Source organism: Actinoplanes sp. NPDC051470, assembly GCF_040682035.1.
GTDB lineage: Bacteria > Actinomycetota > Actinomycetes > Mycobacteriales > Micromonosporaceae > Actinoplanes.
Map to the genome: position 1 here is coordinate 74,813 of NZ_JBFBAA010000034.1, position 21,597 is coordinate 96,409.

At 70.4% G+C, this 21,597-nt stretch carries 17 protein-coding genes; 6 read left to right on the top strand and 11 right to left on the bottom strand.

Annotated elements, in window-relative coordinates; genetic code table 11:
* Position 1: 1 nt before the first annotated feature.
* The gene (locus tag AB0M54_RS39640) at positions 2–241 is read right to left on the bottom strand and encodes a DUF397 domain-containing protein (RefSeq protein WP_364312817.1); all 240 of its coding nucleotides are present in this window, start codon (positions 239–241) and stop codon (positions 2–4) included.
* Between the two features lie 253 nt (positions 242–494).
* Here AB0M54_RS39640 and AB0M54_RS39645 point away from each other — a divergent pair, with 253 nt between their 5' ends.
* The gene (locus AB0M54_RS39645; protein WP_364312819.1) at positions 495–731 is read left to right on the top strand and encodes a hypothetical protein; all 237 of its coding nucleotides are present in this window, start codon (positions 495–497) and stop codon (positions 729–731) included.
* Positions 709–1,062 (top strand): hypothetical protein, encoded by a 354-nt coding sequence (locus AB0M54_RS39650; protein WP_364312821.1) that lies wholly within the window; start codon positions 709–711, stop codon positions 1,060–1,062. Before AB0M54_RS39645 ends, AB0M54_RS39650 begins: the two co-directional genes overlap by 23 nt.
* 199 nt (positions 1,063–1,261) lie before the next feature.
* Here AB0M54_RS39650 and AB0M54_RS39655 read toward each other — a convergent pair whose 3' ends face one another.
* The 5 genes from AB0M54_RS39655 to AB0M54_RS39675 form a co-directional block, all read right to left on the bottom strand.
* Positions 1,262–1,636 carry a hypothetical protein gene (locus AB0M54_RS39655; RefSeq protein ID WP_364477168.1) on the bottom strand — a complete coding sequence of 125 codons (375 nt, stop codon included), beginning with the start codon at positions 1,634–1,636 and terminating at the stop codon, positions 1,262–1,264.
* Between the two features lie 42 nt (positions 1,637–1,678).
* Positions 1,679–3,283: a GGDEF domain-containing protein gene (locus tag AB0M54_RS39660; protein WP_364312827.1), complete on the bottom strand. Its 1,605-nt coding sequence runs from the start codon at positions 3,281–3,283 to the stop codon at positions 1,679–1,681.
* Positions 3,284–3,481: 198 nt separating this feature from the next.
* On the bottom strand, positions 3,482–4,546 hold the full coding sequence (locus tag AB0M54_RS39665; protein WP_364477170.1) for a nucleoside hydrolase: 1,065 nt from the start codon (positions 4,544–4,546) through the stop codon (positions 3,482–3,484).
* Positions 4,543–5,763: a hypothetical protein gene (locus tag AB0M54_RS39670; RefSeq protein ID WP_364477172.1), complete on the bottom strand. Its 1,221-nt coding sequence runs from the start codon at positions 5,761–5,763 to the stop codon at positions 4,543–4,545. Before AB0M54_RS39670 ends, AB0M54_RS39665 begins: the two co-directional genes overlap by 4 nt.
* A gap of 8 nt (positions 5,764–5,771) precedes the next feature.
* Positions 5,772–6,500, bottom strand: a complete 729-nt coding sequence (locus tag AB0M54_RS39675; RefSeq protein ID WP_364477173.1) for a dienelactone hydrolase family protein — start codon at positions 6,498–6,500, stop codon at positions 5,772–5,774.
* An 87-nt stretch (positions 6,501–6,587) separates the two neighbouring features.
* Between AB0M54_RS39675 and AB0M54_RS39680 the strand changes: the two genes are divergently transcribed.
* A complete protein-coding gene (locus tag AB0M54_RS39680; protein ID WP_364312836.1) occupies positions 6,588–7,148 on the top strand; it encodes a helix-turn-helix domain-containing protein in 561 nt (186 codons plus the stop codon).
* 2,081 nt (positions 7,149–9,229) lie between these two features.
* Here AB0M54_RS39680 and AB0M54_RS39685 read toward each other — a convergent pair.
* From AB0M54_RS39685 to AB0M54_RS39700, 4 genes are all read right to left on the bottom strand, one after another.
* On the bottom strand, positions 9,230–11,617 hold the full coding sequence (locus AB0M54_RS39685; protein WP_364477175.1) for a carboxypeptidase regulatory-like domain-containing protein: 2,388 nt from the start codon (positions 11,615–11,617) through the stop codon (positions 9,230–9,232).
* Positions 11,618–11,734: 117 nt separating this feature from the next.
* Positions 11,735–12,172 (bottom strand): VOC family protein, encoded by a 438-nt coding sequence (locus AB0M54_RS39690; protein WP_364312843.1) that lies wholly within the window; start codon positions 12,170–12,172, stop codon positions 11,735–11,737.
* 39 nt (positions 12,173–12,211) lie between these two features.
* On the bottom strand, positions 12,212–12,562 hold the full coding sequence (locus AB0M54_RS39695) for a hypothetical protein (RefSeq protein ID WP_364477188.1): 351 nt from the start codon (positions 12,560–12,562) through the stop codon (positions 12,212–12,214).
* Position 12,563: 1 nt separating this feature from the next.
* Positions 12,564–13,172 (bottom strand): UDP-N-acetylglucosamine 2-epimerase, encoded by a 609-nt coding sequence (locus tag AB0M54_RS39700; protein ID WP_364312846.1) that lies wholly within the window; start codon positions 13,170–13,172, stop codon positions 12,564–12,566.
* A 326-nt stretch (positions 13,173–13,498) separates the two neighbouring features.
* Between AB0M54_RS39700 and AB0M54_RS39705 the strand changes: the two genes are divergently transcribed.
* From AB0M54_RS39705 to AB0M54_RS39715, 3 genes are read left to right on the top strand one after another with little or no spacing between them, the layout of a single operon-like run.
* Positions 13,499–14,104: a hypothetical protein gene (locus AB0M54_RS39705; RefSeq protein WP_364312848.1), complete on the top strand. Its 606-nt coding sequence runs from the start codon at positions 13,499–13,501 to the stop codon at positions 14,102–14,104.
* 22 nt (positions 14,105–14,126) lie between these two features.
* Positions 14,127–16,025 (top strand): flotillin family protein, encoded by a 1,899-nt coding sequence (locus tag AB0M54_RS39710; protein WP_364312851.1) that lies wholly within the window; start codon positions 14,127–14,129, stop codon positions 16,023–16,025.
* Positions 16,022–20,845 (top strand): DNA repair ATPase, encoded by a 4,824-nt coding sequence (locus AB0M54_RS39715; RefSeq protein ID WP_364477177.1) that lies wholly within the window; start codon positions 16,022–16,024, stop codon positions 20,843–20,845. Before AB0M54_RS39710 ends, AB0M54_RS39715 begins: the two co-directional genes overlap by 4 nt.
* A 13-nt stretch (positions 20,846–20,858) precedes the next feature.
* On the opposite strand, the gene AB0M54_RS39720 is transcribed toward AB0M54_RS39715, so the two are convergent.
* Complete coding sequence (locus AB0M54_RS39720) at positions 20,859–21,560, bottom strand: hypothetical protein (protein WP_364477178.1); 702 nt, start codon at positions 21,558–21,560, stop codon at positions 20,859–20,861.
* Between the last annotated feature and the right edge of the window lie 37 nt (positions 21,561–21,597).

The following is a 21,597-nucleotide window of genomic DNA, read 5'->3' on the forward strand; positions in this document are numbered from 1 at the left end:
CTCAGCGGGGGAGCAGGTTGTCGAAGTCGCCGTCGCGGACCCCGCCGATGAAGGCCTCGATCTCGGCGGGCGTGTAGATCAGAGCCGGGCCCTCAGGGTCCCGGGAGTTCCGCACGGCGACGCTGCCGTCCGGCAGGGCGGCGCATTCGACGCAGTTGCCGCTGGGGTTGCTTCGGCCGCTCTTCTGCCAGGTCACTCCAAGCAACTGGCTGGCCGACATGCCGTTGACCATGCGCGACATTTGTTACTCCCTACGTTGCCCTTCCGGCCGGGTCTCGGCCGGTGGTGGTACTACCCTCCGGCCCGATCAGGCGACAGGCTGTGCAGATGCACGTGCATTTGGCCTTGCGCTATCACGGGATTGTGAGCATGATAACGCACGCACCATTAGAAAAAAGGTCACCGAGGGTGACATCTTTAAGTGACCATACGGTCGCAGAACGACCTCAAGCGAGGCTCCTTGGCGGGGGCGTCCAAGCGGGAGGTAACAGAGCATGTGGGTCCCGAACATCGGTCCGGAGCTTCCTGACCCGTCCGATCCGCGTGCGACGGACCACGCGCGGAAGGGCAACCCAGCACTCTTGTATCGCGACGACCTGCTCATCGACGACTTCTACGCGGCCTCGTCCCGCGCGAGCGTCGTCACTCACCGTTTCGGCGGCGTACGCTACGCATTGATTCGGTCGACCCGTCGGAAGCAGGACGGTGGTGAGTCCGATCCGCACGCTTGAGGCCCTGCGCTGCATGTGGCACGGTCACCCGACCTCGTGGGTGGCCGAGTCGCCGGCGATGCGCGGCGGGCGGCTCCAGCCGGCTCTGCGCCGCCACCTGATCTGCGAGTTCGCCGAGACCGACTATTGCTACGGCATCGGCCCGCTGACCATCAAGCTGGACCGCATCGACTGGGACCGGCCGGTACCGTTCGAGGGCGACACGTGGCTCGAGGTCGAGGGCGTGCTCATCGATGGCTCGGGTCGCGAGGGCGCGCGCCGTGAGGTGCTCGTCCGGGCCCACTGCCTCCCGCCTCGCCCGATCCGCAAACGTCCGCGGCTCCGCCCCTGAGACCCCGGTCGGGCGGTCGGGTTCCCCCGTGCCAGGCCGCTCGACCGGCTTCAAACGATCATGAACGCCGTGAGTGCATCCTGCATCAACAGGGCGTGACCACCCGGGACAACCCGGCGGTGGGGCACCGAGGGTGACCAGCGACGGCCCGGCGTGAGTGCCCCGCCGGCCTTTCCGTCGCTCGTACTCGAAAAAGGGTCTAGGCCGCCGGCCGGAAGACCACCCGGTCGCGCCCGGCGTGCTTGGCCGCGTAGAGGTTGCGATCGGCCTCGGACAGCAGCTCCGGGAGCGACGACGAACCGCTCGCGACGCCGGCGCTGATGGTGACGGCCAGCTCGCCGGCGACGAGGTGCCAGGGGATGGGCGGCGACGGCCCGGCGGATGTGATCGAGGCAGGTGGTGGCGTCCGCGGCCGCGACATCCGGCAGATCTGCCGCGCGGCCGTGGCCAGCTCGCCGGTCCTCATCAACATCGCCACGGCGCACAGCCGGGCCCGCTGCACCAGCAGCTCGTCGCCGAGCGCCAGCGCCTCCTGCTCCAGCCGGCGAGCGGTGGCGAGGGGCCTCCGCGACATCCCCGGGCGTACCGTCTTCGATCTCCAGCAGAGCGTCCATCGTCAGGCGGCCGTCGCAGCGTCTCGGTAGGAGCGATTCCGCAGGTCACGCGTCATGTTGAAGACCACCCGGTCGCGACCGGCGTGCTTGGCCGCATAGAGGTTGCGGTCGGCGATGGACAGCAGGACGGGCTGGGTCGGCGCGGGCGTCTCGGCCCGGGTCGCGACCCCGATGCTGACCGTGACCGGCAGCTCGCGGGTGATCGGTTGCCACGGGTGCGCGCCGATCGTCGCCCGGATCACCTCGAGCAGGCGGGCCGCGGCGAAAACCTCGATCTCCGGCAGCACCAGCAGGAACTCCTCGCCACCCATGCGCGCCACGAAGCCGTCGCCGCAGACCTCCGCCAACGACGTCTCCAGCAGCCGGGCCACCTCGATCAGCACCTGGTCGCCGACGTCGTGCGAGAGCTGGTCGTTGATCTGCTTGAAGTGGTCCAGGTCGACGATGGCCAGGGTGAGGTCCCCGTCCCGCTGGATCAGGGCGGGCAACTGCTCGTCGACGTACCGGCGGTTGCGCAGGCCGGTGAGCGGGTCGCGGCGCGCCTGCTCGCGGAACCGCTCCGCCTCCTCGCGGGCCTCGGCCGTCTCGTACATGGCCTGGCGGGTGCGCGCCTGCGCCTCCCGCTCGGCCGACCCCAGCGCGAGGTGGGCGGTGAAGAACTGCTTGTGCTCGGCGAACGCCAGGGCGAACTCACCGCGGGCGGCGTACAGCTCGGCCTGGTCCTGATGGACCCGCACCATGACGTGGCCGAGTTCCCGCTCCACGCAGATCGCCCGGCACTCGTCCAGCGTCGTCTGCGCGCGGTGCACGGCGCCCATGCCGCGCTGGGCCCGGGCCAGGGTGAGCAGGTACTGCGCCATTGAGTCGGCGTCCTCGAGCCGGCCGTCGCCATGCCGCCGGACACACTCCAGCAGGGTCTTCTCGGCCTGTGCGTACTGCCCGTTCTCGATCTCGATGGAGCCGATCGTGTCCAGGATCGTCGGGTGCAGCTCGAAGCCGTACGTGTCGGCCAGCGGGCGCAGCCGCTCGATGATCCGCTCGGCGCGGACCGGCTCGCCCATCAGGCACTCGGACCACGCGTAGTTGTTCAGCACCCAGAGCTCGAGCACCGGGTGGTGGAAGCGGCGGGCCGCGTCCTCGGCCTGCTCGTAGCGCTCCCGGGCCGCCGCCCGCGAGTCGACCAGGCCGAACGCGCCGCCCAGCCGGGCCAGGTGCCAGATGCGCATGAACGGGGTCGAGTCGTCGTCCAGGAGCTCGACCGCGAGCAGCGACTGCTCCAGGTTCTTCGAGTAGTCGCCGAGCAGCCGGTGGATGTTGGCCCAGACCAGATGGGTGCGGGCGAGCAGCTTCCGGGACTCGTTCTCCTCGGCCCAGCGGTGCACCGCCCAGATCCGGGTGGCCGCGCCGGCCAGGTCGCCGGCCCGCATGAGCACGGCGATCTGGCACAGCCGGGCGCGGTGCACGAGCAACTGGTCGCCGAGTTCGACGGCCCGCTGCTCGTATCCGTCGGCCAGGTCACGGGCCTCGATGGCGTCGAAGACCAGTTCGTCCTCGATCGCGAGGATGGCGGCCGAGAGCTCCTCCGCGTCCAGTGCGCGTTGCGACACGTTGCCATCCCCTCCTCTCGCACCTTCCCTTCGACCAGGGGAGGCGGGAGGTGAGGTTTCGGGCTGCGGCTTTTCCGCCATGCCGACCGCGAGGCTGCCGAGGATGGCGAGGTCGGTGGTGCGCCGGCGCACGATCGGAGCGGATGGGGTACGCCGACGAAGAAGCCGGCGTGACCCACACGCCGGCTCCGTCGCCGGTCACCCCCGGTGCCCCACCGCCGGGTTGTCCCGCGGGGAGACGCCGTTCAGCCCGTCGAGGAACATCTGCTCGAACGCGGCCCGGTCGGCCTCGGTCACCACGGTCACCGGGGTGCCGTGGGCAGTCTCGACGGTCCGCCCCGACTGCGCGCCGTCCTGGACGATCGCGATCCGGGCCGGCCGCGACGCCGTCACCACCGACGGATGCACCAGCGACACCGCGGCCAGGGCGTCCCACCAGAACATGATGTCCAGATCGATCAGCGCGGCCAGATCGGGCTGACTGGCGATCCGGTACGCGATGCGGGCGCCCGGCGCCCGGGCCGAGGCGCCGATCCGGGCCACGTACTCATCGGTGATCGGCACGAAGCGGGTCGCGTCGAGCGGCACCAGGTGGATGCTCCCCGGCCGGGCGCGGCGCAGCAGGTCGCGGGCGGCCGGCGGGTCCATCCACAGGTTGAACTCCTGCGAGTTGTCGAACCCGGGCAGCGCCGACCCGTAGAGGTTGCCGCCCACCGCGATCGCCCCGCCCATCAGCTGGACGCGCCCGATCCGCGCCGGCACGCCCGGGACGGCCAGCGCGTCGGCCACGTTGCTCATCGGTCCGGTCGCCAGCACGGTGATCGGGTGACGCGAGGTCAGCGCGGTGAGCGCGATCAGCTGGGCGGCGGTCAGCCGGGACGGCGGCGACGTGCGGCCGGCGTCGTCCAGCGCGCCGGTCAGCACGGTCTCGATGGTGGCGACCAGCTCGGGTGGCGCCGGGTGCACGCCCTCACCGGTGGCGCCGTCGGCCACCGGGATGTCCGGCCGCCCGCACTGCTCCAGCACGCTGTGCGCGTGGCGGCGGGCCCGTCCCGGCATCCCGAAACCGTCGTTGGCGACCGTCACCGCGCGCAGGTCGATCCGGCCGAGCTTGTGCTCCTCGCAGAGCAGCGCGAGCGTCGACGCGTCGTCGAAGTCCATGTCGCTGTCGTAGACCACGGCCGGCCGCTCCGGTGTCGCGGCCGTTGGCGTCACGACGGTCGGCACCAGGAACACACCCAGCAGCGCAAGCCCGCGAATCATCCGGGCAGGCTAGAAGGCCCCTGCTTCACGGATGCTTCATGCGCTGCGAGGTAGACCGCGCGTACCGCGAGGGTGCTTTCGACCTCGTCGAGGATCGGGGCGAAGAACTGGCGGCGGTTCTCGGTGTCGATCATCGAGGTGACGGCGAAGTACATGCTGCCGAAGCCGGCCAGCAGCGCCGCGTTGCGGAACAGCGCCGACGGCACGTCCGGGAACACCGGCGAATAGTGCGGCGGACCGCCGATCCACTGCTCGGCCGTCTCCGGGCTGACCACGAGCAGACCGACGATCAGGAAGAACGCGAACAGCCAGAGCCCGACCACCATCGCCTGGACCAGTTGCCGGGAGGCGAGCATGACCAGCAGGTTGCCGACCTGCCGGCTGTTCAGCGGCGGCGGGTGGGCCCCGCCGTCCGGCACCAGCTCACCGATCGGCAGGTGCTCGAGCGGGGTGTCCTTGCAGGCGGCCTCCAGCGTGGGCGTACTCAGATCCTGCTCGACCCGGCCGATCTCCTCGCGCAACCGACCGGCCGCGGCGAACACAGTGACCGCGGCGAACAGCGTGAGCACCCCGCTCAGCCGCCACCAGGAGAGCCGGTTCATGGCCTGCCACAGCTCGCCGGTGAAGAAGAAGAACAGCGTGACGAACAGCAGCATCGGCAGCGCCCGGCTCTGCAGCCGCACGGTGTTCCGCAGGTCCCGCACGGCGTGCCGGACCGCGCGTTCCAGCATCGGCAGGGCGCCGTAGGTGGTGGCCAGCCGGGACACCTCGAACAGCGCCACGAAGATGGCCAGGAAGGCGACGAACGCGCGCAGGAAGGTCGTGCTGCCCTCGGTGATCGCGCCGGCGTGCAGTTGCGGCGCCGACGCCCGATGCCAGACGGCCACGTCCAGCAGCGGGATCAGGAGCGGCATGATGCCGTACGCGACCACGACGGTGACCGCCATCCAGCGCGGGAACGTGGGCAGCCGCCGGAACCGGTTGAGCAGGATCCCGGCCACCACCCCGCCGACCAGCACCACCGCCACGGTGATGAACCGGCCGACCGGGCTCAGCTCGTCACGCAGCGGCCACAACAGTCCGGTGACCGCGACCAGCGCCAGGAACGGCACCATGCGCGGCAGGATGTGTCCGGTGAAGCTGTAGTCGGCGATCAGTTGCGGCAGCCCCTGCCGGATCAGCCAGCTCTCGGTGCGCCGTACCGTCGCGTCCGACACGTTCCCGCTCAGCCGGCCGGGTGGACGCGGTCGAGCAGCTCGAACAGCCTCATCCAGTGCCTCTTCTCGCCCTCTTCGTGGTACATCGCGGTGTCCGACATAGTGAAGCCGTGCGGCGCCCCCGGGTAAAGCTCCGAGGTGTAGGTGACCCCCGCGTCGTCCAGCGCGGCCTCCAGCGCCTTGATGTTGTCGGCGGTCATCGAGCGGTCGTTGTCGGCGTGCCCGAAGTACAGCTCGGTGTTCCCGGCCAGCGCCGCCACGTGCAGGTGCGGGCTGTCCGGCTGGTCGGTGACCACACCCCCGGCGTGGAAGCTGGCGACGGCCTTGATCCGGTCGGGGTGACCCTCGGCGGCCACGAGCGCGTTCCGCCCGCCCATGCAGTAGCCGACCGCCACCACCGCTTCTGTTCCCAGGGCGTCCAGGTAGGACTCCGTGTCGCTGATGACTTTGTCCCGGCTCAGATCCTGAATCATCGGCATGACCGTCCCGAAGATCTCACCGCGCCGGTCCGGGTCGCTCATTCCGGCCAGGTCGACCAGCGGGGTGCGGCCGAAGCGATAGAACAGATTCGGTACGAGTACGGCGTAACCGCGCTCCGCGATGCGGTCGGCCATCTCCTCCAGCCGCGGCCGGAGCCCGAAGGCATCCATGAAGAGCAGCACGCCCGGGAACGGCCCGTCCCCCGGGGGTCGCACCAGGTAACTGTCCGCCACACCGTCGCGCGTCTGGATGTCCACCGAGAGGCCTCCTTGTGGTCTTTTCGTCGTTCGTCACGCTACCGCTGAACGGGGACTTATCCCCGTTAGCGTCGGTACGCTGTGTAGATGGCTGCCGTACGATTGCGCGCTGACGCGGAGCGCAACCGCATCGCCCTGCTCGCCGCCGCCCGCGAGGTGTTCAGCGAACACGGCCTGGAGGCGTCGCTGGACGAGATCGCCCGCCGCGCCGGCGTCGGCAATGCCACGCTGTACCGCCGTTTCCCCACCCGCCGCGACCTGATCGCCGCGGTCTTCGCCGACCGCAAGGCCACCCAGGTCGAGCTGGCCGAGCACGCGCTGGCCCAGCCCGACCCGTGGCCGGCGTTCGTAGGCTACGTGACCGCGTTGTGCGAGCTGCAGGCGGCGAACAAGGGCCTGGGCGAACTCCTGGTGGCGGTGAACTTCGACGGCGACGACCGCCTGGCCCAGCTCCGGGCGGCGTCCCAGCGCCGCGCGCGCGAGGTCATCCAGCGGGCCCAGGAGGCCGGCGCCCTACGAGCCGACTTCGACCTGGAAGACCTGTGGCGCCTCTTGATGGCCAACGCCGGCGTCATCCAGCGTTCCCCCGACCCCCAATCCTGGCGCCGCCAGCTGTCCCTCCTCCTGGACGGCCTGGCCACACGCTGACCGCCCTTGTTTCGACTCCCATCGCTGCACGAAGCGTAACGAATACCTGTGAACTTGCTGTGACCTTTCACTCCATGGTGGAGCCACCATTCCCGGCGAAACGGGCGCGGCGCCGGGGTGGGGGTCCCGGCGCCGCGCGCTCCTGGTGGGGCAAGCCTCCCTGTCCGTGATCAACCCAACGTCACGGCGTCGGTTGCTTCGCCGCCTTCCGTCTGCTGGTCGCTCAGCTCTTCGCCGGCTGCCCGTCTACCGGGTCGGCCCGCGCTTGTCGGCCGGTCAGTCGAGCTTCCCCTGTCCGAATCCCGGCCGGTCAGCCCAGCCGACATCCAGGTCACCCATGACACGACCGCCCGACACGGCCCGACCGGTCACAGTGGCCCATCCAGTCAACGTGTTCCGCCCCGAGATCGCACCTCGGCCCACCAACTCTCACCGAACCCATCGCGCCACCTCGGAGCAACACGACCGCCCGCCGCCACCCACCACTCACCCGACGCGCCGCCGTCAGCCACCGTCGCGCGCCCACCGACATTCCCAGCCGCATCCCGGCCGCTGCTCGACATGTGTTCGCGTCCGCCCGCGGGTGCTTCCCGGCCGCTCATCGGCGCCGATCGAGGCCACCCAGCGAATGCCGCGCGCCCGGTGCGATCGGCGAGCATCCCGCTCCCGATCAAGGCGGCGGCGCCGTCTGGTGACGCCGAGCGCGCGAAGTCCGCTGTGGCCGCCGCTTCCATTGCGGCGAAGCCATCCCCGGCCGCTCAACCCCAAGACGGAACGGCCGCCGAAAGACCCCTCCGAACACCAGGAATCCCGGAACAAGATGCGGCGGCAACCCACTGTCCGCCTCGGACGCCTCACCACCCGAGCGAGGCGACAACGGGTCAGCTTCAGAGCCGGACGACATACATTCTCCGATCGCGGGGGGGTTACGACGGGAACCGAATCTTGACTCGCCCACACCCTCCACGGCGACACTTCAAGGCTTAATTTTCCTTGAAAAGCCTCTACGTAGCCGCCACATCCACACCAGGTTGCCAAGCTCCCACCCGGTAACCCTCCGTTGTGGCCACCCCACCACCGCACCAAGACGCGTCCGCGCGACCCCGCCGATCAGCTAGGCACCTCCGTCGTCGCGCCGCGCCGCCGCGCCGATCAGCCAGGCGCCTCTGCGCCGACCGGCCGAGGCGCCTCCGCACCGCCGCCCAGATCCAGCGTTCCGCCGGGCGGCCGCGCAGATCGGCCGCCGTACCGCCGTACCGCCGCTGACCAGAGAGCTTTCGGGTGGAAATCTGCTGCATCGCTCGCGCTAATCATGGATGGAGCTTCAGGCGCATCAGGCACCCGACCTGCCCGCTCGCCCTCCCTGCCGCCGCTCACTCTGCCTACCGGGCCGCGCAGCAGCAGAGCCGCGGGCCAGGTGCCGTCCGCCCCTACCACCCCCGCGAACAGTGGTAGAGCATCACGGCATTACGGCCCCGAATACCGTCCGCCCCTACCACCGCCACGAACAGCGGCAGAGCATCACGGCATCGCGGCCCCGAATACCGTCAGGACCTACCACGACCGCAAACAGTGGTAGAGCAACACGGCACTGGCCGCCCGGAAACCGTCAGGACCTACCACCGTTGCTGGGCAGCCAGAGTGAGTGGCGGCAGCGAGGGTGAGCGGGCAGCCCGGGCGCATGGCAACCCAGCTCAGCCCACGATCAGCGCGAGGGCCGGCACCCAGCGAAACCAGGCACCGACGCGACGGCCGGCATCGACGCGAAACCAGGCACCGACGCGAGATCAGGCACCGACGCGAGGGCCGGCACTCAGCGAGGCGGGCACCATCGCGGCCCGGCGGGCGCAGATGGCCGGACCTTCACCCTGAAAGCTGTCCAAAGCCCCGGCCTCGCAAAGCGCGAGCGAAAAACGAAATCGCCCCGCGCACCGCCACCTGCCCCCGCCCTGTGGGTGGGCGTTGAATGTAGCCGTCAAATGTGACGATCCATGACGTTATCCACAGGCACTCGTAAACAAAGAGAAGGGGCGAGCCGCCGAAAACCCCCGGCGCCCCGCCCCTCAGCAAACCAATGTGGATCAGCGACCAACAACCAAATCCACCACCGTGCCACTCCGAGGAACCGGGATCTTCACCGCCGACCCCAACTCCACCGCGTCCACATAAAACCCTCGCTGGTCAACCCCAGCCTCATCGTCATAGACACTCCACCCGAGCTTGATCTGCTGCCCCGGCAGAACAGCCATGCGATACCCCCCGTCCGAAGCCTCAGAGCCGTCGAACTCAGCCAGCTGATCCCCGGTAGCCGCATTGAACGCCGTGAGATTCCAGCGCGCGGTGGGCAGCCCGGGCGCCACCGCCACGGTTCCGGTCACGGGCACACCGGGCTGCAGGGCGATGTCGTAGGCGGCGGTGGCCCCGGCGGTCACCGCGATGGCGGCGGCCTGGTTGCGGTTGGCCGTGTTGCCCGACCACTGGCGGGGGTGGGTGCCGGTGGTGAAGATCAGGGGCCATGCGTACGGCCCCAGGCGCCCGATCGTGTAGCGGCCCTTCTCGTCGGTTTCGACGTCGTTGGAGCCGCCGACCCGCAGGCCCCAGGCGCTGTACGCCACGTTGGCCCCGGGGAGGGGTGCGTCGTTTTCGTCGGTGACCGTGCCGGTGATGGCGCCTGCCTTGTCGACGCGTACGTCGGGGGTTCTGGCGACTTTGCCGGGCTTGACGGTGATCTTCGCGGCGAGTTTCTGTTCGCCGGTGCCGCCGGTTGCGCCCAGCCACTGGTGGCCGTAGCCCTCGGGGGCGAAGACGAAGACCTGGTAGGTGCCGGGCGCAGCGGCTTTGGTGGTGATTTTGCCGGCGATGTTGGTGCATTCGCCGCCGCCGTCGCCTACGCCGCCGTTGGCCGGCTTGATCAGGACGAGGCAGGCGCGCCGCAGGGGTGTGCCGGTGGCGGCTTCGACGGCTGAGGCGGTGACCTTGCCGCCCAGGGTCAGCGGGACGGTTACGGCGGTGTTCTGGCCGGCGGTCAGGGTCACCTCGCGGGGCGCGTCGGCGGACAGGTAGAAGCTGCCGTCGGGGGTGCTGAAGCTGAGGTGGGCCGGGCCGGCGGCGAGGTCGTTGACGACCAGGTCGCCGGTGGCGGCGCAGTCGCTGGTGTCGGGGCCGGAGACCATGACGCAGACGCCGTCGACGGGGGCGCCGGTGGTGGCGTCGACGGGGTGCACGGTGAGGGTGGCGCCGGGGAGCCAGGTGTCGTCGACCGTGACGGCGTGGCCGGAGGCGACCGTGATCAGCTGGGCGTCGTCACGGGTGGTTTTGCCGTACGCCCATTGGGTTCGGTTGCTCTTCTCCTTGGTGAACGACACGGCGTAGCCGGCGGGGCGGACGCCGGGGATGGCCCAGGTGCCGTCGGCCTGGGTGACGGCTTTGCGGCCCTCGTCCCATTCGTCGCTCGCGACCTGGGCCCGCACGGTCACCCCGGCCACGGGGGCGCCGCCGGTGTCGACCAGCTTTCCGCTCAGCGAGCCGTTGGTGACCTGCCGGTCGTCGGCGACCGTGTGTTCGCTGCCGACCACGGTGAACGTGGTGGCCAGGGCCGGGTCGGTGGTCTCGTGCATCCACTGCAGGGTGTCGGAGCCGACGGCCCGCCAAGCCACCTTCCAGCGGCCGGGCAGGAGCTGGGGGAAGGCCCAAGTGCCGTCCTCGGCGGTCCACTGGAGGGCGAGGGGGCTGTCGCCGCCGGGGCGGTAGAGGCCGACCTCGGCGTTGACCAGCGGCTCGCCGGTGGCCGTGGTGATCGTGCCGCCGAGCGAGCCGCTGGTCAGCAGCGTGTCGTCGGCCGTGGTGGTCTGGCCGGCACGGACCACGATGGTCTCAGCTTCGGCGGGGTCGGTCTTGCCGGGCCACCACTGCTGGACGGCGCCGCGCTGGAGGTCGAGCTTGTATTCGCCCTCGGGCAGGTCGATGGCGAACCGGCCGTTCTCGTCGGGGCTGGCCGACGAGACCGCCAGCGGGTCGTCGGCGCGGGTGATGGTCGCGGTGTATTCGACCGAGGGCTCGCCGTTCGGCTCGCGGACGGTGCCGGCCAGGGTGCCGACCGGCACCTGCTTCTCGTCGACGGTGAGCGTGGCGCCGTCGCCGAGCGTGAACGTGGTCGCGGCGTCGTAGGTGAGCTTGCGTTGCGCCCACTGGATGATGCCGTTGGTCTGGAAGACCAGACGGATCGGGCCGGCGGGTACGTTGCGGAAGGTGTACCGCCCCTGGGCGTCGGTGTTCCCGTCGCGCAGCCAGGTGTAGTCGTCGTCCCAGACCTGCACGTACGCGTCCCGGATCGGTGCGCCCGCGTCGGTCGTGTAGGTGCCGGTTATGGTGCCGCGCCCGGCGGCGAGGGCCGGGGCGGCGAGGACGCCCACGAGCATGAGGCCCGCGGACGCGGCAGCACAGAGGCGTGCCCGGAAGGCAAGGGTCATCGATGGTTCCTCGGTCGGAAGAGTGCATGGCCGACCAGAGGTCACACCCGTTGTGCACCCCCGTGCGCCATGCGGTGAGCGGATCATAGCCGCACGTCGATGGCCTGTGGGGGATGATCAACTGAGGCAGAACTCGTTGCCCTCGGGGTCGGTCATCACGAACCACGAGAACGGCCCCTGGGAGTGGCTCGACTGATATGCCGCGCCCCGGGCGACCAGCTTGTCGCGCTCGGCCTCGCGCTGCTCGTCGCCCACCCAGACATCCAGGTGTACGCGGTTCTTCACGGTCTTGGCCTCGGGCACGATCTGGAACAGCACGCGCTGGGGCCGGCCGTTGGGCAGTGGGTCGGGGTGGCGGATGCCGGCCCCGATCGCCCACACCAGCACCCCGTTGTGGGTCTTGGTGTCTTCTTCCTTGGCCAGTCCTCGGCCGACGAGATCTCTGATCATCGCCTCGTCGGACGGCTCGACCTGCCAGCCGAGGGTCTCGGCCCACCAGTCGGCCTGGGTGTGTGGATCGGTGGAATCGACGACGACCTGGAAGTTGTAAGTCATCCCTCGAACCTAGCCAGCGGGTGTGACAGAAACCGCCGGTCAGTTCAGGTAGAGCCCGGGGAAGTAGCGGTCGATCGCGACCACGTCGTAGACCTGCCGGATGTGCGTGATCCGGCCGTCCTCGACGGTCAGGAACTCGGCCACCCGGGCGGTGCCGAACGGCGCCACCAGGTCGTAGATCAGGGCGGCACCATCCGCGCGGCCGGCCTTGGCCACCACGGTCACCGAGTCGGCGAAGACGGCGACCCGGTGCAGCGTCTGCACCAGCTCCTCGTCGTCGACCGGGGCGTCCAGGTTCCACTCGACGTCGACATCCGGCGCCAGCACTTGGCGTACGCCGTCCCGGTCGTCCCGGATCCACGAGTCGGTGTAGAAGTCGATCGCGTCCATGTCAGCCACCGAACCGCACCGCCGCCGGGGGGACGGTCACCGGCATCGGCGCCGGCCGGGGTGCGAGCCCGGCCACCGAGGCGACGGCCTGCGCGGCCCGGCGCGGCGCGAGCGTGTCGTCGCCGCTGATCATCAGGTCGCCCGCCGGCACACCCTCGTCCAGCAGGTTCATCGCGTCGACCGGGTGGGCGACCAGATGCACCCGGGCCACCTGGGTGATCAGCCGAGCATCCGCTTCATCACCATCAACGGCGGAGTCGCTTCGTACGCCGGCGCCGAGATGGGCGACCGGGATGCCGCGCCACGCGGCGGCCAGCGCGGCGGACAGACCGGCCGGGTCGGACCCGGCGACCAGCACGGCGGTCGGCGCGCGGTTGGCCCACATCCGGTCGAAGCGGGCCAGCAGCGCGGCCGCCGGCCCGGCCGGCAGGGTGAGGTCGGCGACCAGGTCCAGGTCGGCGAACGCGGTGCCGACGGCGCCCGGGTCGGCGCCGGCCACGACCAGCACCGGGACCAGCAGGCCGGCCAGGCGCATGGCCTGGGCCACCGGTCCCAGCGCGGTCGCGGTCGCGGTCCGGCCGGCGACAACATGGATCTCGGGGAGCGCCATCGCGGTAACCGTCTCCTCAACCTCAGGGCTCGCACGACCTCCGGTGTCGCGTCACAGATCGGCCAAAACCTAGTCAGTTACTCTGCGTGAAACAAGGTCCGTGACCGAACGATCGCCAACACTGGCTCATCGGCCCAGCTCATCGCGCTCAACCAGGCGCAAACGCCGAGGATCTGCCCATCACGGTGAGTAGTGCATAGTCCGAACAGATGACCATTTGTGGTCGAGGGCGGGGCTGCGCGTGATTGACCCCGGCTGTCATCATCAGAGTCACCTCAGGGCGGGCGGCCCGGAGGACATCTCGGCAGGCGGGGGCGGGTTTGTCCATGCGTGGGTTCGTCGAGGCTGCGATCAGCTTCCCCACCGTGGTGTTCACGCCGTTGCTGATCGTGGTGATCGGCTACTGGATCGTCGTGATCGCCGGCGGCGCCGACCCCGACACCGATGTCGACAGCGGCGAAGCCGGGGACGGGCCGCTCGCGTTTGTGGGGCTGTCGGGCGTACCCATGTCGGTGGTCTTCTCGCTCCTGGTGTTGTTCGCCTGGTTCGGCAGCCTGGCCGGGGCGGAACTGCTGACCATCCCGCTCTGGATCGTCCTGGTCGCGGCCCTGGTCGCGGCGTTCATCATCACCCGCGTCCTGGTCGCGCTGCTGGCCCGCGTGTGGCCGAACGGACCGTCCGCCTCCCGCGCCGACTTCATCGGGCTCACCTGCGTGATCCGCACCGGCACGGTGACCCGCACCTTCGGCCAGGCCGAGGTGCACGCCCCGGACGGGTCGTCGGCGATCGTCCAGGTCCGCCAGACCGGCGCCGACACGCTCACCGCCGGCAGCCGAGCTCTGCTCTACGACGTCGATGTCGAGGGCGAATTCTTCTGGGTCGTCCCGGCCGATGTCGCGCTCCGGCCGGATGAGCCCGAAAACCCCCGCTGAACCGAAACAAAGGGAATAGCCCATGGATGTGATCACCACCGGCTTCGGCATCGTGGTCGCCGTAATCGTCCTCGTCGTCCTCGGCGTGCTGTTCTTCCTCAGCCGCATGTTCCGCAAAGTGGAGCAGGGCAAGGCCCTGATCGTGTCGAAGGTGCGCCGGGTGGACGTCACGTTCACCGGCGCGGTCGTGATGCCGGTTCTGCACAAGGCCGAGACCATGGACATCTCGGTGAAGACCATCGAGATCACCCGGACCGGGCGTGAGGGCCTGATCTGCAAGGACAACATCAGGGCGGACATCCGGATCACGTTCTTCGTGCGGGTCAACAAGACGACCGAGGACGTCATCAAGGTGGCCCAGGCGATCGGCACCGAGCGGGCCAGCAGCGAGTCCACGCTCCAGGAGCTGTTCAACGCCAAGTTCTCCGAGGCGCTCAAGACGGTCGGTAAGCAGCTCGACTTCGTCGACCTCTACACCCGGCGCAACGACTTCCGCGACCAGATCATCGACGTGATCGGCACCGACCTCAACGGCTACAGCCTGGAGGACGCGGCGATCGACTTCCTCGAGCAGACGCCGCTGAGCTCGCTCGACCCGAAGAACATCCTGGACGCGCAGGGCATCCGGAAGATCACCGAGCTGACCGCGATCGAGGCGGTGAAGACCAACGACTACCGGCGCAACGAGGAGAAGGAGATCACCCGCCAGGACGTCGACGCCAAGGAGACGATCCTCGAGCTCCAGCGCCGGCAGGCCGACGCCGAGATCAAGCAGCACCGCGAGATCGAGACCATGCGGGCCCGCGAATCGGCCGAGATCGAGCTGGTCCAGGCGCAGGAGCGGCTCAAGGCGCACGCCGCCGCGCTGCGCACCGACCAGGAGCTGGGCATCCAGCGGGAGAACCTGCAGCGTGAGGTCGCGGTGGCCGAGAAGAACCGCGAGCGGGTGATCGCCATCGAGACCGAGCGGATCGAGAAGGACCGCATGCTCGAGGTGGTCATCCGGCAGCGCGAGGTCGAGCTTTCCACGATCGCCAAGGACAAGGACCTGGAGACCGAGAAGCGGGCGATGGCCGAGGTGGTCCGGGAGCGGGTCGCGGTGGACAAGACCGTGGCCGAGCAGGAGGAGAACATCAAGCGCCTCCGGGTCGTCGAGGAGGCCGAGCGCACCCGCCAGGCGGTCATCATCGCGGCCGAGGCCGAGGCGCAGGAACACCTGGTCAAGGACATCAAGGCGGCCGAGGCGGCGGAGACCGCGGCCGGCTTCAAGGCCCGCGAGGCGATCGTGCTGGCCGAGGCCCGGCAGCAGGCGGCCGAGCTGGACGCCCGCTCGAAGATCCGGCTGGCCGAGGGCACCCAGGCCGAGGCGGCCGCCGCCGGCCTGGCCGAGGTGCAGGTCAACGAACGCAACGCCGAGGCGATCGAGAAGGTCGGCCGGGCCGAGGCCACCGTATCCCGCGAGAAGGCGCTGGCCCAGGCCGAAGGCCTGCGCGAGAAGCTCAAGGGCGAGGCCGAGGGCCTCACCGACAAGGCCGCCGCGATGGCCGCGCTGGACGACGCGTCCCGCGGGCACGAGGAGTACCGCCTGCGGCTGGAGATGGAGAAGGAGATCCGGCTGGCCGGCATCAACGTCCAGAAGGACATCGCCGAGCAGCAGGCCATGGTGGTCGCGGCCGGCCTGGCCAAGGCCGACATCGACATCGTCGGCGGCGACTCGGTCTTCTTCGACAAGCTGCTCGGCTCGATCACGATGGGCAAGAGCATCGACGCGCTGGTCGGCAACTCGACCGTGGCGACGACCCTGGTCGAGAACGGTGACCTGAGCAAGCTGGTGGGGTCCGCGACCACCGCCGACCTCAGCAACACCGCGCTGGCGGCCTACCTGGTGAAGCAGCTGCAGACGGAGAACGGCGAGAAGTGACCCTCGACGCCGGGACTTATGAGGTCCTCCAGAAAAGGCTCGGCGAACAGAGCGCTGAGCTGGCGCAGCGGGCCGAGGCCCTGAACGAGCGGCGGATCAGCACGTTCGGCGGTGCCGAGCTTCGGCTGCTCGGCACCGAGCGGATCCGCACCGAGAACAACTGCGTCCCGCGGGACGTGGCGCAGGTCGGCGGCGCGATGCTGTTCGGCTACAACGTGTTCATCGGCCTGCGCTCCGAGACCACTGTGGACGACGTGTTCGCCGTGCACGGGTTCTCCCGGGACGGCGACGCGTTCCGCTTCGAGCCGTCGTCGAGCCTGCCCGGGCTGCTCACCGATCCCGGGTTCCAGCGCGACTTCGGCGAGATGTACCGGTACTACCAGCAGGCCAAGCTGCTCCAGCTGCGCCGGCTGGAAGGGCTGCTGCTGGCCGTCTTCCAGACCGGGCCACGAGCCGACGACCTGCGCGTGCTGCGCTGGCGGGTGGACACCGGCGGCAAGGTGTCCTATCTGGACAACCGGGGCGAGCGCGACCACGTGTTCCCGCCGGCGCACGACTTCGAGTGGACCGAGACCACCCGCGAGCAGCACGTCCAGGGCAAACACCCGCACATCTCGATCGACGACGCGGTCTTCGTCGAGACGGTCGGCGGCACGCTGACCATCAAGGTGGAGAACAACACCTCGGACGGCGAGGGCATCTACTCGGAGCCGGTCGACGAGCCGTTGCAGAGCCTGGCCGACGCCGACGTCCGGTACACCCGGATCGGCCCGCTGATCCTGCTGAAAGTGTTGCCGTACAAGGAAACGACGTACCGCTACCTGGTCTTCAACACCCGGACCCGGGACGTGGTGCGGCTGGACGGGATCGGGCAGGCCTGCCAGCGGCTGCCCGAGGACCACGGGATCATCTTCCCCGGCGGCTACTACCTGGCCACCGGTGTGCACAAGACATTCGACGCGGACGTGTCCGATCTGGAGTTCGAGCGGACCCTCCGGTCGGTGAACGGCGAGGACGTGCTCTACGTCTTCCACGCGCGGGTGGCCGGGGCCTATCTGCTGCTGCCGTACAACATGATTCGTAAGCAGGTGGCGACGCCGATCCCGTGCCACGGGTACTCGCTGTTCGACGACGGGACCCTGGTCTGCTTCCGGGAGATGTCCGACGAGCCGGCCCGGGTGCACCCGATGCAGGTGTGGCGGACGCCGTTCGTCTCCGACACGTACGCGGCCCAGCAACCGGTCGGCACCGGCCCGCTGGAGCGGATCGGCAACGCCGAGCTGGTCCGGGGCATCTCCGAGTGCCTGTCGGTGGCACGGATGACCGACGAGATGGCGCCCTCCGGCCCGGTCTTCGAGGCGATGGTCGCGGCGTGCACCCGGATCTTCGACCACTACCACTGGCTCGGCGAGGCCGACCTCGGCGATCTGCGTACGCCGCTGTCCGAGGTCCGGGCCACGGCCGCGCAGGTGCTGGACGAGTTCGAGACCGTTCAGGAGCTGACCGCGCAGGCCGCGTCGTCCGTGCAGGATGAGGCCACCGAGGTCGAAAGCCTGATTCGCCGGGTACGCGGGGAGACGCCGACCGGCACCGACGGCTGGGTCGCCCAGCTGGCCGAACTGCGCCGGCACCAGGGCAAGCTGGTCGGTCTGCGCGAGATGCGGTTCGTCGACGTGGCCCGGCTCGACGAGCTGGCCGGCCAGGTCTCCGCCGAGGTGGACGCGACCGCCCAGCGCGCGGTCGACTTCTTCCAGCGGCCGGACGCGTTCACCGGCTACCAAAGGGTGGTCGACGACCTGGTGACCGAGGCGGGCGGCATCGCCACGGTGGCCGCGGCGGCGCCGGTGGCCGAGCGGGTCACCGAGCAGTCCGACGGACTCCAGGTGGTCACCGGGGTGATCGGCGGGCTGGACATCGCCGACGCCACCGTCCGGGTGGCCATCCTGGAACGCATCGGCGAGGTGCTCGGCGGCCTCAACCGGGCCCGCGCCACCCTGGACGCGCGCCGGCGTGAGCTGTCCGCGGTCGAGGGCCGGGCCGAGTTCGCGGCCGAGTTCGCCCTCCTCGGGCAGGCGGTCAGCAGCGCGCTGGCGACGGCCGACAGCCCGGAGAAGTGCGACGAGCAGCTGGCCCGCCTGATGCTCCAGATCGAGGCGCTGGAGACCAGGTTCGGGGACTTCGACGACTTTCTCGATCAGCTCGGGGCCAAGCGCACCGAGGTGTACGAGGCCATCGCCGGCCGTCGCCAGTCGCTGCTCGACGAGCGGGCGCGGCGGGCCGACCGGCTGGTCGACTCGGCCCGGCGGATCCTGGACGGCGTGCACCGGCGGGTCGCCTCGCTGGACAGCGTCGACGAGGTCAACACCTACTTCGCCAGCGACCCGATGGTGAGCAAGCTGCGCTCGCTGGCCGGCGAGCTGCGTACCCTCGGCGACTCGGTCCGCGCCGAGGAGCTGGACGGCCAGATCAAGGCCGCGCGGCAGGAGGCCGGGCGGGCCCTGCGCGACCGGCTCGACCTGTACACCGACGGCGGCAACACGATCCGGCTGGGCAAGCACGCGTTCGCGGTGAACACCCAGGCGATCGACCTGACCCTGGTTCCGGACGGGGAAAGGCTGGCCTTCGCGGTCACCGGCACCGACTACCGCGCGACCGTGCGGGACGCTGCGTTCGAGCTGACCAGGCCGTTCTGGGACCAGCCGCTGATCTCCGAGACGAAGACCATGTACCGGGCCGCGCATCTGGCGGCGGCGGTGTACGCGGCCGGCCCGGCCGCGGCGGCCGCGGCGCTGCCCGAGGGCACGCTGCGCGATCTGGTGCGGCGGGCGGCCGAGGCGCGCTACGACGAGGGGTACGAGCGCGGCGTGCACGACGCCGACGCGGCCCTGATCCTGGGCGCCCTGATCCGGCTGCACGCCGGCGCCGGCCTGCTGCGGTACCGGCCGTCGGTCCGGGCCGCGGCCCAGCTGTTCTGGGCCTTCGGGACCACCGAGGAGCAGCGCCGGCTGTTGTCCGTGCGGGCGACGTCGCTGGTCCGGGCGCGGGACGCCTTCGGCGCCAGCGAGGCCCTGCGGGAGCTCCAGGCCGAGATCGGGGAGTACCTGGTCGAGGAGCTGGCCGCCGAGCCGGCCGGGTTCGTCACCGGCGCCGGCGCGCGCACCCTGCTGGATCGCTTCCACCGGGCGCTCGGCGGTGGCCAGGCGCCGGCCGCGCGGCAGTTCGCCGACGATCTGCGGACGCTGGAGGACGACCTCGATTCCCGCCGGAAGATCGTCGAGGCCTGGCTGACCGCGTTCCTGGCCGCCACCCCGGACGCGGGCGCCGAGGCCGATCTCCCCGAGGCGGTGGCGATCGAGCTGACCGGCACCGCGATCACCCGCTACGACTCGTCGGCGGCGACCACCGAGACGGTCACCGGCCTGCTCGGGGTGCATCCGACGATCAACGGCGGGTCGTTCACCGTACGGCTGGAAGACCTGCTCGCCGACGCGCGCGAGTTCCGGGAGGAGCGGGTGCCCGCCTACCGCGCTTACCAGAAGCAGCGGTCGGCTCTGGGCGCGGCCGAACGTGCCCGCCTCCGGCTGGACGAGTTCAAGCCGCGGGTGATGACCTCGTTCGTCCGCAACCGGCTGCTGGACGAGGTCTACCTCCCGCTGATCGGCGACAACCTGGCCCGGCAACTGGGCGCGGCGGGGGACGCGAAGCGTACCGATCAATCGGGTCTGCTGCTCTTGATCTCACCGCCCGGTTACGGCAAGACGACGCTGATGGAGTACGTCGCCGACCGCCTCGGGCTGGTCTTCGTCAAGGTCAACGGCCCCGCGCTGGGGCACGGGGTGACCTCGCTCGACCCGGCCGAGGCGCCCAACGCCACCGCGCGGCAGGAGGTCGAGAAGATCTCGTTCGCCCTGGAGATGGGCAACAACGTCCTGCTCTACCTGGACGACATCCAGCACACCTCACCCGAGCTGCTGCAGAAGTTCATCTCGCTCTGTGACGCCCAGCGTCGGATGGAGGGCGTCTGGGACAGCCGGACCCGCACCTACGACCTGCGGGGCAAGCGCTTCGCGGTGTGCATGGCGGGCAACCCGTACACCGAGACCGGGCAGCGCTTCCGGGTGCCGGACATGCTGGCCAACCGGGCCGACGTGTGGAACCTGGGCGACGTGCTGGCCGGCCGGGAAGACCTGTTCGAGCTGTCATACCTGGAGAACTCGCTCACCGCGAACCCGGTGCTCGCGCCGCTCTCCGCTCGCGACCGGGGTGACCTGCCGCTGCTCGTGCGGCTGGCCGAGGGTGACGACGTGGTCCGCCCGGACCAGCTGTCCCACCCGTACTCGGCCGCCGAGCTGGAACAGATCCTGTCGGTGCTGCGGAAGATGCGCCGGGTGCAGCGGGTCGTGCTGCGCAACAACCAGGCGTACATCGCCTCGGCCGGGCAGGCCGACTCCTCCCGGACCGAACCGCCGTTCCGCCTCCAGGGCTCGTACCGCAACATGACCAAGCTGGCCGAGCGGATCGTCCCGGTGATGAACAACGAGGAGCTCGAGGCGGTGATCGACGATCACTACCTGGGCGAGGCGCAGACGCTGACCACCGGCGCCGAGGCCAACCTGCTCAAGCTGGCCGAGCTGCGCGGGCGGCTGACCTCGGAGCAGGCCGCCCGCTGGGCCGACGTGAAGGCCGCCTACCGGCGTGAGCTGGCGCTGGGCGGGGCCGAGGACGACCCGATGACCCGGGCCGTGGGCGCGGTGGGCCTGCTCGCCGACCGGGTCGGCGGGGTCGAGGACGCGATCAGCAAGCTGCGTCCGCTCGACTGACGCGTGCGGCCGCCTACTGCCGGTCCTGCCGGAGCAGGGTCGGGTCGTCGCGGAGCAGGGCGGCCAGTCGCTTGGCCGCCTGCTCGGTCTCCTGGGTGTCGACGTCACGCAGCGGGATCGGCTCGGGCAGCGGTGTCAGGCCGCCGTTCTCGGGCTCGGGCTCGGGTTCGGGGGCGGCCTGGCGTGGCGGCGCGTACTGCGGCGGGACCAGCGGCGGCGGGGTGGGCGCGAACGGGCTGCGGAACTGGGCCGCGTCCAGGGTCTCGGTGTGGTCCTCGTCGTAGCCGGCCGGCTGCGGGTGGGGGTAGCCGCCGGGCATGTCGTAGCCCGTACCCGGGTCGTAGCGGTCTCGATCGTCGTAACTCACATGCGCCGTGCGGGGCTCGGGCGGCGGTGGGGCGACGGTGTGCTCCTCGGGATCGAGGTCGAAATCGGCGTGCCGGTGAGCGGCATCGCCGGCCCGCGCCGCCACCGACTGGTCCGCGGTGACCCGGACCGTGCCCTCCTCGACGTAGAAGTGGAGCAGCGTCGGGTCACCGACACCCTCGACCCCGACCGTCACCTCGAGCTTCGGGTTCCGGCCGACAACCGTGGCGATCGCCTCGACCAGTTCCTGCACCGCGAGTGGGGTGGCATCCGCCTCCCCGGTCGCCCGCCGACGCAGCTCGTCACGACGCGCGAGCTTGTCCAGCGCGTCGTCCAGTCCGCCTCGCACGACTCCGCCCCTCCGTCTGGGATCTGCCCGGTACAAC

Bases quoted from the DNA above. Each gene is read 5' to 3' on its own strand.
- AB0M54_RS39640 (WP_364312817.1), bottom strand. From the start codon at position 241: ATGTCGCGCATGGTCAACGGCATGTCGGCCAGCCAGTTGCTTGGAGTG.
- AB0M54_RS39690 (WP_364312843.1), bottom strand. From the start codon at position 12,172: ATGACTTACAACTTCCAGGTCGTCGTCGATTCCACCGATCCACACACC.
- AB0M54_RS39665 (WP_364477170.1), bottom strand. From the start codon at position 4,546: ATGATTCGCGGGCTTGCGCTGCTGGGTGTGTTCCTGGTGCCGACCGTC.
- AB0M54_RS39695 (WP_364477188.1), bottom strand. From the start codon at position 12,562: ATGGACGCGATCGACTTCTACACCGACTCGTGGATCCGGGACGACCGG.
- AB0M54_RS39685 (WP_364477175.1), bottom strand. From the start codon at position 11,617: ATGACCCTTGCCTTCCGGGCACGCCTCTGTGCTGCCGCGTCCGCGGGC.
- AB0M54_RS39680 (WP_364312836.1), top strand. From the start codon at position 6,588: ATGGCTGCCGTACGATTGCGCGCTGACGCGGAGCGCAACCGCATCGCC.
- AB0M54_RS39710 (WP_364312851.1), top strand. From the start codon at position 14,127: ATGGATGTGATCACCACCGGCTTCGGCATCGTGGTCGCCGTAATCGTC.
- AB0M54_RS39705 (WP_364312848.1), top strand. From the start codon at position 13,499: ATGCGTGGGTTCGTCGAGGCTGCGATCAGCTTCCCCACCGTGGTGTTC.
- AB0M54_RS39655 (WP_364477168.1), bottom strand. From the start codon at position 1,636: ATGTCGCGGAGGCCCCTCGCCACCGCTCGCCGGCTGGAGCAGGAGGCG.
- AB0M54_RS39645 (WP_364312819.1), top strand. From the start codon at position 495: ATGTGGGTCCCGAACATCGGTCCGGAGCTTCCTGACCCGTCCGATCCG.
- AB0M54_RS39700 (WP_364312846.1), bottom strand. From the start codon at position 13,172: ATGGCGCTCCCCGAGATCCATGTTGTCGCCGGCCGGACCGCGACCGCG.